Source organism: Microcoleus sp. PH2017_28_MFU_U_A, assembly GCF_020738035.1.
Taxonomy (GTDB): domain Bacteria; phylum Cyanobacteriota; class Cyanobacteriia; order Cyanobacteriales; family Microcoleaceae; genus Microcoleus.
Map to the genome: position 1 here is coordinate 1 of NZ_JAEQCX010000041.1, position 12,702 is coordinate 12,702.

The 12,702-nt window shown below is 44.1% G+C and carries 12 protein-coding genes; 3 read left to right on the forward strand and 9 right to left on the reverse strand.

All coding sequences use genetic code 11. The features are described 5' to 3' along the window. Window positions 1-27: 27 nt before the first annotated feature. The 9 genes from JGK14_RS08895 to JGK14_RS08935 form a co-directional block, all read right to left on the reverse strand. Window positions 28-756 (reverse strand): glycosyltransferase family 2 protein, encoded by a 729-nt coding sequence (locus JGK14_RS08895; RefSeq protein ID WP_325314971.1) that lies wholly within the window; start codon window positions 754-756, stop codon window positions 28-30. 102 nt (window positions 757-858) lie between these two features. Continuing rightward, a complete protein-coding gene (locus tag JGK14_RS08900) occupies window positions 859-2,091 on the reverse strand; it encodes a glycosyltransferase (RefSeq protein ID WP_293230306.1) in 1,233 nt (410 codons plus the stop codon). Between the two features lie 162 nt (window positions 2,092-2,253). Then, window positions 2,254-3,441: a glycosyltransferase family protein gene (locus JGK14_RS08905; RefSeq protein WP_293230304.1), complete on the reverse strand. Its 1,188-nt coding sequence runs from the start codon at window positions 3,439-3,441 to the stop codon at window positions 2,254-2,256. Further along, on the reverse strand, window positions 3,441-4,736 hold the full coding sequence (locus JGK14_RS08910) for a glycosyltransferase (RefSeq protein WP_293207056.1): 1,296 nt from the start codon (window positions 4,734-4,736) through the stop codon (window positions 3,441-3,443). Before JGK14_RS08910 ends, JGK14_RS08905 begins: the two co-directional genes overlap by 1 nt. Window positions 4,737-4,925: 189 nt before the next feature. Beyond that, on the reverse strand, window positions 4,926-6,164 hold the full coding sequence (locus JGK14_RS08915; protein ID WP_325314972.1) for a glycosyltransferase family protein: 1,239 nt from the start codon (window positions 6,162-6,164) through the stop codon (window positions 4,926-4,928). Window positions 6,165-6,253: 89 nt separating this feature from the next. Further along, entirely contained in the window at window positions 6,254-7,687 is a 1,434-nt protein-coding gene (locus JGK14_RS08920; RefSeq protein WP_293207051.1) for a UDP-glucose dehydrogenase family protein, read from the reverse strand. Between the two features lie 531 nt (window positions 7,688-8,218). Then, on the reverse strand, window positions 8,219-8,602 hold the full coding sequence (locus JGK14_RS08925; RefSeq protein WP_293207048.1) for a response regulator transcription factor: 384 nt from the start codon (window positions 8,600-8,602) through the stop codon (window positions 8,219-8,221). Between the two features lie 89 nt (window positions 8,603-8,691). Next, entirely contained in the window at window positions 8,692-9,360 is a 669-nt protein-coding gene (locus JGK14_RS08930; protein WP_293207045.1) for a response regulator transcription factor, read from the reverse strand. Window positions 9,361-9,434: 74 nt separating this feature from the next. Continuing rightward, the gene (locus JGK14_RS08935) at window positions 9,435-11,036 is read right to left on the reverse strand and encodes a sensor histidine kinase (RefSeq protein WP_325314973.1); all 1,602 of its coding nucleotides are present in this window, start codon (window positions 11,034-11,036) and stop codon (window positions 9,435-9,437) included. 644 nt (window positions 11,037-11,680) lie between these two features. Here JGK14_RS08935 and JGK14_RS08940 point away from each other — a divergent pair. The 3 genes from JGK14_RS08940 (at window position 11,681) to JGK14_RS08950 (ending at window position 12,693) form a co-directional block, all read left to right on the forward strand. Further along, a complete protein-coding gene (locus JGK14_RS08940) occupies window positions 11,681-11,977 on the forward strand; it encodes a hypothetical protein (RefSeq protein WP_293207039.1) in 297 nt (98 codons plus the stop codon). A 93-nt stretch (window positions 11,978-12,070) separates the two neighbouring features. Then, on the forward strand, window positions 12,071-12,331 hold the full coding sequence (locus tag JGK14_RS08945) for a DUF433 domain-containing protein (RefSeq protein ID WP_293207036.1): 261 nt from the start codon (window positions 12,071-12,073) through the stop codon (window positions 12,329-12,331). After that, entirely contained in the window at window positions 12,328-12,693 is a 366-nt protein-coding gene (locus tag JGK14_RS08950; RefSeq protein ID WP_293207033.1) for a DUF5615 family PIN-like protein, read from the forward strand. Before JGK14_RS08945 ends, JGK14_RS08950 begins: the two co-directional genes overlap by 4 nt. Window positions 12,694-12,702: the final 9 nt, after the last annotated feature.

Genomic DNA, 12,702 nt, shown 5'->3' on the forward strand with positions numbered 1-12,702 from the left:
GGATTATGGTAATTTATTTGCTTTCTATTATGCCATCAACTTAGTCAGACAGACAATTGTCTGAGTATTTATACTGATTGCAAAAGTGGGATGCTCCCCGCCCGCATTCGTCACACTCATGCAGAAATCAATGTGTTCGCGCGTGCTCAGCAACGCTTCATCTAGTTTGCCGATGCGAGTAAATATTTCGGTGCGGACTAACATACAGTGAAATTCGGCAAATTCGCACTGGCTTCTGTGGAGTTGTTCGCGCACTTCAGCCACCGGACGATTGACGAAATGATGTTTTTCATGTACCTTCCGCTTGACTTTAGTTTTGCCCGGTTTTTGTTCCAAGACAATCCGCGCTTCTCCTCCCGCTAAATGGATGGTTTCATGCAGTGGATTGCCGATGCAGGTGAGGGGACAAACGACAGAGGCTTTGGTTTCGGTGGCACATTCCAAAAGGCGATCGAGCCAGCCGGGAGTGACAACAACGTCGTTGTCAATGAACAGCACGTATTCAGTTTCAACTCGATCTAAAGCGAGATTTCTAGCTTCATTGGGCGCTAAATAAGTTTCTGTCCGCAATAGTTGAAAGCCTTTTTCTTTTGCCTGTAATTCCAAATATTGCTGTATCATTGATGGTGAGTTGCCATCAACATATATTAGGGAAAACGGCGTTTCTGTATGTTCGTACAGACTTTCTAAAGACTCGCGAGAGTAACTAAAACGTTCGCGGGGTGAGACAACGATCGTAACTTTTGGTGATATCACAGTGGTAACTCCTATTCTTCAGTCCGCGCAGGCGGACTTCGTTTGTGTAGTAGCGATTTCAATCGCCGAGTAATCAAAGCAAAAACAAACTCAGATTTGCCATTAAATGCTGTTAGTAAGAGCAAACTTTTGGCTGATACTATTAGTGGCGATAATTGGCTTGGATGACTCTAAAACTTCCTGATAAACGGTTTGCCAATTAGCTTGTTCGACAGCGGGATTTAGGTGTTCGATCGCCTTTTTTCTAGCAACTAAGCCGAGTTTTTGTCGCAGTTCGGGTTTGAGGGCAAGTTGTCGCAAAGCAACTGCTAATTCTGCTGCTGAACCTGGATTGACTAACAGTGCATCCACCTCGTTTTCCAGAATGTCGCCGATCGCATCTACCTTTGTACCCACGATCGCCTTTCCTGCTAACATTGCCTCTAACATGGCGTTGGGACAGCCATCGTGCAGGGAAGGAATGGCAAAAATATCGATAATTGGCAGGTAAGCAAGGGCCGTTTCTCGGCTGACAAGTCCAGTGATAATCAGCCGATCGCCCAATCCGCTGTTTTGCACTTCTTGCTGCCAGTAATCCCGTTCGCGATCGGCAAAATCCCCGATTAAAAGCAGCGTTAAATCAACGTCGGCGCTGATTTTGCCGCAAGCTTCCATCAAATATTCGATGCCCTTCTTGTCGCGAAAACGACCAACTGAGCCGATGACAGTGCCCCGCAATTCACCGGGCACAACAGGAGCCGACAGTTGGGTAAAGTCGATCGCACCGATCGAATTCCAAAACGCCGAAGATTTGTGCTGAATGCTGGGGGCTAAAATGCGGCCTCTCGTTTGCAAATCGCGGCTAACAAACGTTACCCAATCCGAATTTTCTAAGATCCAAACAGTTTGGCCATGCTGTTTGGCATTGAAAATATGTTTGTGCAAATCGCTACCCCGAATGCTGTTGATAACCGGCACATTTTGTTCGCGGGCTAGCAAAGTAGTAATAAAACCAGTTTCATTGATAAAAAAAGCATGAAACAGATTGTAATTGTATTTTTGATGCAAGTTTTTTAATTGAGAATAAATCTCGCTCAAAAAATCCTGCATAATCGGCTCACTCGATCGCACAGGCGGATACAAACGGTGTACCAAAACACCATCTCGATCGACAGTTTCGATCCTCGCCCGCTGGGGTTCACCGGCCACAAACTTCCGCTGTTTGGAATGAAAAACAGCAACGTGAACTTCGTATCCCGCATCCAACATCATGTGAGCAATTCGGTGTACCGACTCTCCCACTCCACCCACTTCTGGCGGATATTCCAAACTTGCAATACAAACTTTAACTGTCATTAAATTCACTCCTCAATTTGATAATTTTTGTGCTTATGCAGGGCTTCGATCCCCCCTAGCCCCCCTTAAGAAGGGGGGGGGCCGGAAGCAGTCAAAGTCCCCCTTCTTAAGGGGGATTTAGGGGGATCTAGACTTAGGTAAAAGCGAGATTTCCCAAGGATTTTATGCGGCAACAGCCGGTACTTTCAGTAAAGCTTTCAAGAAAACAGCAGTTTTATCTACTCCCTGCAAGTCAAACCTCACCGGATTTGGCGTTTCCATCAAACATTTCACAATCTTGAGAGCCAACTTTTTTGGTTCTAAATCGGCTGGATGAATCACGTTTAAAATTCCCAATTTTTCCAGCTTTTGGCTTCTGATAGTTTGTTCGAGATCGCCATTTCCAACAAATGGCAACATCATGGCTCGCACCCCAGTTGTCAAAATATTCATGGTAGTGTTGTAGCCTCCCATACTAATAGACATATCCGCTTTTTCCATGTATGTCAGCAGATTTGGTGTATATCGCTGAATGTTAATGTTGGGTTGAGTGGATACCAAAAGCTGCATTTGAGCAAACTTTGCTTCAGGAAAAAACGGCCCCGTAAATATCTGGATTTGATGGGGAACAATCTGCTGCAAAATCGGAGCTGCTTCTACTAAAGACTCTAGCAGTTCGTGTCCGAATCTACCGCCGCCGATACTCGCCAAGATTAGCGGTTTGTCGGAGTCGATCGCAGCTTTGTCCTCATCATTAAGGACTGGATTTTCCGGCGAAGACTGAACCACGTATCCCGTGTAATGGACTGGACAGTTTAAGTCGCTAATTCGGGAGAAGCTTTCCTCCAAGGGTTGAAATTGCCGATCGCCGTGAATCAATAATAGATCGAAGTATTGATTCATTAGTTTACAAATCTTTTCTTCATGCCTTTCTTGGTCTTGTTTGGTGACAACAATATCCCGCAAACTGCAAACTACTTTTGTCACTCTTCCTTTGGCTTTTACTTGTTCTAAAAGTGGAATCAGCTCAAAAGAAAACCGCCTCCTACCAAAGGGAAATAACTCGATCATCAAAATATCCGGTTGAAAAAAGTTGAAAATCTCTAAAAGTCGCTCCTTCCTAAAGTCTTGAACTTCTTCAAGACTGCGATTGTCGTCAACAACCGCAAGATTTTGAAATTCTGGATCGGTTTCGATCGCAGGCAAATTCACAACTTCAACTCCAGCAGGAATTTCAAATCCGGCAATCGCTTTTCCACCGTTGACAAAACAAATCTCGAAGTCTGCAACTAAACCGCGCACAATTTCCATACTGCGGACTAGGTGTCCGATACCTAAGATGTGCTGACAGTAAAACATGAGCTTTTTCATCAGACTTTTACCTCTACTTTTGCTGTAAATTCTATTGTTGGCTGCGGGTTTTCTACTTGAGTTGAGTTCAAGAGTCCATCGAACAATTCGCGAATTTCACCCACGTTTCGTTCCAGGGAAAACTGTTGCAAAACCCGCTGTCTTCCGGCTTTGCCAAACTGCGCCATCAATTCAGGCTGAGTTAGCAATTTTGCTAAAGCCTCGGCTAAAGCTGGCGGATTTTTTTCTGGAACCAAAAAGCCATTTTCCCCGCTTTCTACCAGTTCGCTAATGCCAGAAATATCGGTAGAAACAACCGGAATTTTCATTGCCATTGCTTCTAATAAAACATTGGGAATTCCATCGCGATCGCCATTTTCCATGACTTGACAAGGTAGCACAAATATGCTTGCTCTCTGATATACTTTGACTAGCTCATCTTGAGTCATTTTCCCGGCTAGAGAGACAACATCCGCTACATCCAAATCGGCGATTAATTGTTCGAGTTCTGCTTGCAGAGGCCCGTAACCAACGATGTCGCACTGAAATTTATAACCTTGCTGTTTCAACTGCTGGCAAGCTTGGATCAAGTAAGGAAATCCTTTTTTTTCGCAATACCTACCGACGCTCAAAATCAAGGAAATTTCAGTTTTGTGTTTGGCAAATGCTGAGGTGAAGCGGGTTAAATCGATGCCATGATAGGACAAGTAAATCGGCGTGTTGCTTTGGGAAACAGAGCGCAAATAGCGGTGATTGAATCCAGTACAGGTAAGTACAAATTCTGCACTGCTAATTCTGCGATCGAGCACTTCCGGTTCTGTCAAGTAAATATCCTTAGCGTGAGCAAAGATATTGTAAGAGAAATTGCCAAAAATCTTAGCGATTTCCGTCGTTGCTGTCGGAATGTTGGCAAAGTGTGCTTGCAGGTGAGAAAGTCCCAATTCCTGCATTTTTGCTGCCAAATATCCCGCTTGCAAAAATTCATTCCAGCGCTTCTTTTCCGGCCGCTGCAAGTGAAATTGCAGCGCTTGCCAATATTGCCTCGGACTTTGAGACAAAAGTCGCCCGTGAACTTTTAGCAAACTAATTAAATCTTGAAAGCTGAAATTCGGCAGCAGTGTCGGAATGTAAGTAACGCTAGCTTTGACTTTATCCACATCGGGATGATTTTTTTCATCCGTCGGTTTGCGGAGAGAAAACAAGTGCAAGGATACTCCTTGACGTTCTAATTCCAGAATTTCATTCAAGATGAAAGTTTCCGAAAGTTTCGGGTAAGTTTTGAGCAGGTAGCCTGCGGTTTTGCGATTTTTAGACATATATAGCAGTTGACAGTTGATAGTTGACAGTTGACAGTTGACAGTTGACAGTTGACAGTTGACAGTTGACAGTTGACAGTTGACAGTTGACAGTTACATTGTTTCCTGTAGGGGCGGGTTCGCCAATATTTCCCGTACAAATCCGAGATCTAATAAACCCGCCCCGGCTGGATATTATGGTCGATTGCCTTATTGAACAGTGACAATTGGCTTTGGCTTGAGTGCTGAAAAATCGAACTCAATGGAAGTTACCGGGTTAGATAACAGGTGAGAAATATAATGAGAAATTCGCGGCAGTCCACCCAAATCTAAACCGGGAGCCACAGCGCAATAAAGAGTTTTCTCTAATTTAGTTAAAAGCAAATCCATCAAATTTTCTGGAGTCACTTCGCAGGGATGAATCATTTTCAGCAAACCGAGTTTAGACATTTTTTCAGCTCGCATCAATTGCTCGCTAGCGGGTTTTATTCTGGGAATTGCGATCGTCCTTTTTCCCAAAGAAAGCACTTCCGTAATTGTGTTGTACCCGCTCATACAAACGACGACATCCGCTGCATCTATATAACTCATCAAATCGTCGGTAAAATCCAACATTTCAACTTGAGGATTTAACGCAGCTTTTTGATAAAGTTGCTCTCGATGTTCGGCGGGCATTTCCGAACCGCAAATAATTACGCTGCGAATTTTTTTTGTTGTTTGTTGCGCCACTCCTGTTAAGTAAGTGTCAACGACATGATAGCCATCTTCGCCGCCGCCCGGTGTCACCAAAACTAACTGTTCGTACTCTTGTACTTGCAATTCTTGCCGTCTGGCTTCTCGACTTTTCAACCCCGGTTCTTTGCGGATATAGCCGCAATAGCGCACCTTTTGAGCAACTGCCGGCGGAAATTGATACTCGCGACAAATATCAAATACTTCCGGCATACCGACTACCAAAATCTGGTCGTAAAACTTCTCGACTGCTTGGTAAAAACCGTGTTCTTGCCACTCACTAATTGTCTTTTCTGGTGCATCCAAAATGTCGCGCAGCAGCAGTAAAAGTTTGGTTTGCGGCAACTGTTTTTTCAAGAATTTAAGTGTTGTCACCAACTCATTTTTGATGCCGTAAGGCTTTTTATCGACTAAAATAGCATCGGGTTTAAAGTTGATTGCTGCCATCAAAATCAAGTCCGATCGCATTTTGATAGTTTCAGAAATGTCAGTCTTCAAATATTTGACTGATATTTCCCCACTTTCGCCCCGATTCAAACAGGGAATTTTGATGTAGTCAAGTCTCGGCGGCAGTCTAAAACTTTGCAGCATCGGCGAACCGGATACTACCAAAATGGAAAGTTCGGGAATAGAACTTAGTAAATGTTCGCAAATGGTCAGCATTCTACGGATGTTGCCGAGACCAAATGCGTCGTGGGAGTAAACCATCAGTCTCATAGTCAATGTGCCTCAATTTAGTCAGCAGTCATTGGTCATCAGTCATTAGTTGAAAAAGAGCGCAACTAACAGTCAACTGTTTGCTAAGCTCAAGCAAGAACAGTGCAAGAATTTTCTGAGACTGAATAATTAATTTTGGCATTAATTTTTTCTTTGGCAATTGGCACGCTGCCCGTACCAGAACGACCGATGCCAAGGTAATAAAAACCAGCTTTTTCTAGAAGGTCTGGGTCGAGAAAATTGCGACCGTCGATGACGATCGGATTGGCCATGTGGCGGGCAATTTTGCTGTAGTTTAACTTGCGAAACTCTTGCCAATCTGTCACCAATACTAAGGCATCGCAACCATCGGCAAGTTGTTCGGCATCAGCAGTTAGGGTAACTTGCGACAGGTTGGAATGCGTGCTGTCGGGGGAAATAATCGGGTCGTAGGCTTTGACTTTGGCACCCAAACGATTGAGTTGCAAAATCAAATCTAAAGCTGGTGCATCGCGCATATCGTCGGTGTCTGGTTTGAATGTTAAACCTAATAATCCGATGGTTTTGCCTTTGAGGATTTTCAGAACTTGCTGGAGTTTTTCGATCGCAATTAATCTCTGATATTCGTTAGTTCTGACGGCAGCATTGAGTAATTGAGCTTCGTAACCGTAGTCTCTGGCGGTGTGAATTAAAGCAGAAACATCTTTGGGAAAACAGGAACCTCCCCAACCGATGCCGGCTTGCAGAAATTTGTTGCCGATGCGGGAGTCGAGTCCGATTCCTTTCGCTACTTGAGTAACATCTGCACCAACTCGATCGCAAATATTTGCTACTTCATTAATGAAACTAATTTTAGTTGCCAAAAACGCATTAGCCGCGTATTTGATCGTTTCTGCCGAACTCAAATCGGTAACGACGACGGGAACGGGAGGCAAAGAAGGAGCGGCAGCAAATTTGCGTTCTATAATTGGAGTGTAGAGTTGTTGCATCAACTCGATCGCCCGTTCGCTGTTGCTACCTAAAACAATGCGATCGGGATTGAAAGTATCGGCAACTGCTGAACCTTCCCGTAAAAATTCCGGGTTGCTGACGACATCAAAACCTGCAATTGTCTGCTGGCTTTCGGCAACACCATCGAGCACGATCCCGCGCACCCAATCTCCCGAACCAATGGGAACAGTGGATTTATTTACTATTACTTTGTAGCCGCCGTTGAGATGAGTTCCGATGCCGCGGGCCACTGCTTCAACATAGCGAGTATCGCTTTCACCGGTTGGCAAAGCCGGAGTACCCACAGCAATGAACAAAATGTCGCCGTGTTCCACGCCAGCAGCTAAGTCTGTCGTGAATTCCAGCAGTCCGCTTTCCATCGCAGAGTGCATGATTTCTGTCAATCCGGGTTCAAAAATTGGAGATTTTCCCGACTGCATCAGGGCTACTTTTTCAGCATTATTGTCTATACAGATTACGTGATGTCCTATTTCTGCCAAGCAAGCTCCTGTTACCAGACCAACATATCCTGTACCGATGACACAAACGCGCATGAGGGCAATTCTCCTATGGGGTTAAGTTGAGGACAGCCTCTCGGGTAAGTTGCGATCGCCCTTGGGTGTCTTTAAGTTTTATGACGACTTTCTAAATATAATTTCCCAATTCTTTATGAAGTCTTCATGAAGCTTTGATGAGAAAACTCTCACGAAACTCCGGTGATTTACTGACAAATTGGGAATTTGGGCAGCTAATTTGGTAGCATATGTAACATAGGTACGGCCGATCGACAATGAGAAACCGCCCGATGCTTGCGAAAAAAATATTCGCACATTCGAGAAAGACAAAAAGATTAGTTCGCAGTAAGGACTCTAGTTCTTTTTTTGAGGACTGAAGTCCTCACTACAAACCCGATCGCGGGCGCGTTCGGGAATCGATCGGACATGACACAACAAAAATCTCACAAAAATCCCCCTCAGTGAGGGGGATTATGTCAAAGTTGTCTCAGTAATTACACTGAGAATTGCCTAACAAAAATTACATTGGTTAGGTTGAAAAAATTTATGAACTTTACCGAAATTTATTAATTAGGTCAGGGACAGACAAGAATTTGTTTCTTTTAAGTGCGATCGCACCCGCAAGAGCAAGTCATTGAAACTAAAAGGCTTAGTAACGCATTCGCTAGCGCCAGATTCCAATGCCGAAACCAATTCTTGTCGGTCAGTACGGGCTGTTACCACAATAATCGGCCGCTGTTCTCCTCGGTTGCGCAGTTCCCGGAGTACCGTCATACCGTCGATCGCAGGCAACCCCAAATCCAGCAATAATAGGTCAAATTCGCTCTCTGTTGCCATTGACAGAGCTTGCGGGCCATTTTCCGCTACCGCAGTAGCAAATCCTTGTTTTTTGAAGCCTTTCTCCATAAAAGCAGCGATTTTAACTTCATCTTCCGCAATCAAAATTCGGTACATAATTTTTGTATTAAATGACAAGCCACCTATAACCTTTAAATTATGACAAATTCCCATGAATAAATTGTGAAATTATTATGAGATTTTTTTCACGATCGCAGCCGATACCCCATGCCGCGAACAGTTTCAATTAGACTAGAGCCTAATTTCTTCCGCAAATAACCAACATAAACATCGACAATATTGGAACCGGGATCGTAATCGTAACCCCAAACTCGATCCAACAACTGTTCCCGACTCATCACCTGTCCGGGATGGCGAAAGAAGGTTTCTGCGAGGGTAAATTCTCGGGCGGGCAAGTCAATAGTGCGATCGTCCACTTTCACTTTTCGAGTTCGCAAATCGAGTGTTATGTTGCCAATTTTAAGTAGCATTTCCTCTGAAATGCTGCGATCTTCCCGACCGCGCAAGCGCGCGCGCAACCGCACCAACAACTCTTCAAAACGGAAAGGTTTAGTTAAATAATCGTCAGCACCGCCCTCAAATCCGGCTACTTTAGTTTGAATATCATCGCGCCCGCTCAAGATAATAATCGGCAATTCTTCTCCCTGTCCGCGCAATTCCTCAAGAATTTGCAATCCATCCTTGCCGGGGAGTCCTAAATCGAGAATCATTAAATCGAATTCGCCTTCTATAACCATTATTAAGGCATCGCGAGCATCAGCAGCAACGGCAGTCATAAAACCGTGCGATCGCAGACCTTTTTCGATAAAAGTAGCGATTCTGGGTTCGTCTTCAGCAATTAGAATTCTACTCATGAGTTGAGAGTTAAGAGTTGAGAGTTAAGAGTTGAGAGTTAAGAGTTGAGAGTTGATAGCAGTATAATTAGATGCTACTTTCTAGATTCAGATGGTTCATCGATCGGCAAAACGACAGCGAAAGTCGAGCCAGTACCTAATTGACTGTTAACATATACTTTGCCACCGTGAGCTTCTGCGATCGCCCTGACAATAGACAAACCCAAGCCAGCCCCTTCAGAACGGCGGCGGCTGTTTGCAGCCCTCGCAAACCTATCAAAAATTCGCTGTTGGTCGATCGGGGCAATACCTTCTCCAGTATCGCGCACCCAAAATCGCACGTTACTGCCGCTAACAACAGATCCGATCGCGATCGAATCCTCCGATTGAGTGTGTTGCGCCGCATTTTGAGCCAAATTCATTATAGCTTGAGTAATGCGCTGGCGATCGGCAACAATCCGACATAAGGCTATACCATCTAATTCCCAATTCCGATTTCCTAGAACCGTTGATTTAGCAAAAAGTTCCTCAGTTAGCGTGCCGATATCCACAGTTTCTAGCTGTAAAAAATCTGGATGTTCCGCCTTAGCCAGCAGCACTAAATCCTCCACAAATCGACTCATGCGATCGAGTTCGTCCATCACCAACGCTATCGTTTCTTGCTGTTCCTGGGGATCGTCGCCCATCAATTCCAAATGCCCCCGAATTATCGTAATCGGAGTGCGCAGTTCGTGTCCCGCATCGTTAATAAAATTGCGCTGGGTAGCAAAAGATTCCTCAATCCGATCCATCATTTGATTAAAAGTAGTTGCCAGTTCCGCAATTTCCCCTTTTCCTTCCACTGCAATCCGCTGAGTCAAATCCGACTCTTCGATCGTGCGAGCAGTTGCTGTTAGCACGCGCAGAGGAGCCAGCAGTTTTCCAGCAGCTATCCAAGCGAGCAAAGCAACTAAGATCATGGCAACCAAAATTACCTCAATCATAACTTGGAAAGCTTCCAGTGCTTCTTGGCGTTCCCCCGCAGTCAGGTGAGCCACAACGAATACTCCCACAGTTTTGCCTTGAATATTAATAGGTTTGGCAACGTAGAGAATGCTCCCAACCCTACTGTCTGAGACCTTGTATTCGCCGCGAATTGACTGGCTAAATTTTCCCCAACTTTTTACCAATTCCGAATCCGGCTGAAGCAGTTTTGGCAGTGCCTTGGAACTGGCTCTATAAAATTTTCCTTCTATGATAGCGATGAGAAATGTATCATCTTCAGTGATTTGCCGGGAAAGGTGAATATCCAAGAGTGCCGACAATTTTTGAGAATTCGAGTAAGTTTTAAGAGATCTGTATTTTTCTTTTAATTGTTTTTCTACGTCTCCGTTTTTAGAGTCAAATTCAGCAGCCAGCACTTCATCAAATATGATAATTTCTTCAACTAACTCCGCATTGACGCGCCCATCTACCAGCAAAAACAAGCGATGGCGAATTGCAGGAATAGAAAGGGACAGGAAGAATGCCATTAACAAAACGTACCAGAGCAGAATCCGGGTACGCGCTTCGCCAAAAAATCTGTGCCAATTGAGGTGCAAGTAGTTTTCCTGTTTCTGTGAATTGCGTTCGTTATTCATATCGGATCCGATCGATTGCCGATCGCGAACAAAGCTAACTTTTTTCAGCAGTTTTGTGATAAGTAAGCTGTTGCACATTTAAATTGTGTGTCAAGAATCAATCAAATTCTTGTGGCGTCGGCTTTGAGCAGCGCGCCGAATATGCAATTTAAAAGCAGAAAAGCTTATAGTATGGTTTCCCTCACATAGGTAAGCGCTCGGCGAATGCTCGCCAATTACCAAGGGTAGCTCATATCAAACAGAACTGCTATGTTAAGTTATCACTTCTTGCAGACCGAGTTTTCGCATTTTTTTGTCAGATCCGCAGCGCTAACCTCACAGATGGCAGCGCAAATTAGTCATACCATGTCCGGGTTGTTTACCCATTTGAGGAATCCTCAATTATTGCCAAAGTCTTTGCGATTGCTTTCACGTAGCGCTCAGAACAATAAACTGGAGTTGAGACTAAGCAAGCTTTTAAGGTCGAGCAATATGCTAAAACCGAGCACAAAAGATGGTTGTATTCCGAGTATGATGAGGAAGATACCGGATTAGTGTTTAATTCGTTTCAGCTAGAAGTTCCTCTATCTGCTATTTATAAGAAAGTGAATTTTGAGGAAGTTGAAAAAGACAATAATCAGAATGAGGTGTGAGGGCGATTACCTACGGGATAGCTTCGCTTCACGCTCCTAGTTCGTGTTAAACTGAATCTGGCGGTCGTGTTAAGCAAGGAAAAAATAGCCGTGATACCTATCCAAGCAAAAATTGTTGAAAAACTGAAAAATTTCTCGGAAATCGAACTGCAAGAAATCCTCAACTTTGCAGATTTCCTGTTATGGCAGCGGAGAAACCAGGAAGTAGTTTCGCCGCCCGATGAAACTGGCAACAGCGAACCGGCTAATATGGATGAAGAGTGCGAGGTTTATTATGTTGGTGGAGTCTTAGTCGTCAAAGCATCATCAATAAAAAATCAAGAACTGATTAATTGGGATACAATTATTCCCCATATGCGCGAAGAAAGAATCGGGAAATTTATCTAAAATGAACGTTTTATTTGATACATCCGTTCTGATAGCAGCGTTGATAGAATGTCATCCCAGTCACTCTCAAAGCTTATCTTGGATTGAAAAGACATGACTCAAAATAATTTACTGTCTCGGATCTCAATCGACTCGAATATCTGCTTTGGCAAACCCTGCATTCGCGGCCATCGCATCTGGGTTTCTCTGATTCTTGATTTTCTCGCTAGTGGCATGACTGTGGAAGAATTGCTTGAGGAATATCCGGGAATTGAACGAGAAGACGTTTTGGCTTGCATTGCTTATGGGGCTGAGTTGGCAAGAGATTGTTATGTCGAAATTCCTGTGGGTAAAAAAAAGGTAGTTTTAAAGTGAAGTTAAAACTTGATGAAAATTTGGGTAGCATCCGCGTTGTTTCGATGTTACGTTTGGCTGGCCACGATGTTGCGACTGTACGAGAACAAAATTTGAGTTCAACACCGGATGAATTATTAATTGATATCTGTCGAAGGGAAGATAGATGTTTGGTGACTTTGGATAGGGGGTTTGGCAATCGCCTCCGCTACAATCCTTCTGATTATTGTGGGATTGTGTTACTGCGTCTGCCTTCTCAAGCGAAACCGCAAGATTTGCAAGCGGCAGTAGAAATATTAATTAGCGGATTGGATGCCGCAGAAGTTGCGGGTAAATTGTGGATTATCCGAGGGGAACAGCTTTTGGAGTATCAAGCAATGTGAGGACTTGAG

What these genes read in the sequence shown, in the direction of transcription:
- JGK14_RS08915 (WP_325314972.1), bottom strand. Translation starts at nt 6,164, where the DNA reads ATGAGACTGATGGTTTACTCCCACGACGCATTTGGTCTCGGCAACATC.
- JGK14_RS08945 (WP_293207036.1), top strand. Translation starts at nt 12,071, where the DNA reads ATGACTCAAAATAATTTACTGTCTCGGATCTCAATCGACTCGAATATC.
- JGK14_RS08910 (WP_293207056.1), bottom strand. Translation starts at nt 4,736, where the DNA reads ATGTCTAAAAATCGCAAAACCGCAGGCTACCTGCTCAAAACTTACCCG.
- JGK14_RS08900 (WP_293230306.1), bottom strand. Translation starts at nt 2,091, where the DNA reads ATGACAGTTAAAGTTTGTATTGCAAGTTTGGAATATCCGCCAGAAGTG.
- JGK14_RS08920 (WP_293207051.1), bottom strand. Translation starts at nt 7,687, where the DNA reads ATGCGCGTTTGTGTCATCGGTACAGGATATGTTGGTCTGGTAACAGGA.
- JGK14_RS08930 (WP_293207045.1), bottom strand. Translation starts at nt 9,360, where the DNA reads ATGAGTAGAATTCTAATTGCTGAAGACGAACCCAGAATCGCTACTTTT.
- JGK14_RS08935 (WP_325314973.1), bottom strand. Translation starts at nt 11,036, where the DNA reads ATGTGCAACAGCTTACTTATCACAAAACTGCTGAAAAAAGTTAGCTTT.
- JGK14_RS08905 (WP_293230304.1), bottom strand. Translation starts at nt 3,441, where the DNA reads ATGAAAAAGCTCATGTTTTACTGTCAGCACATCTTAGGTATCGGACAC.
- JGK14_RS08925 (WP_293207048.1), bottom strand. Translation starts at nt 8,602, where the DNA reads ATGTACCGAATTTTGATTGCGGAAGATGAAGTTAAAATCGCTGCTTTT.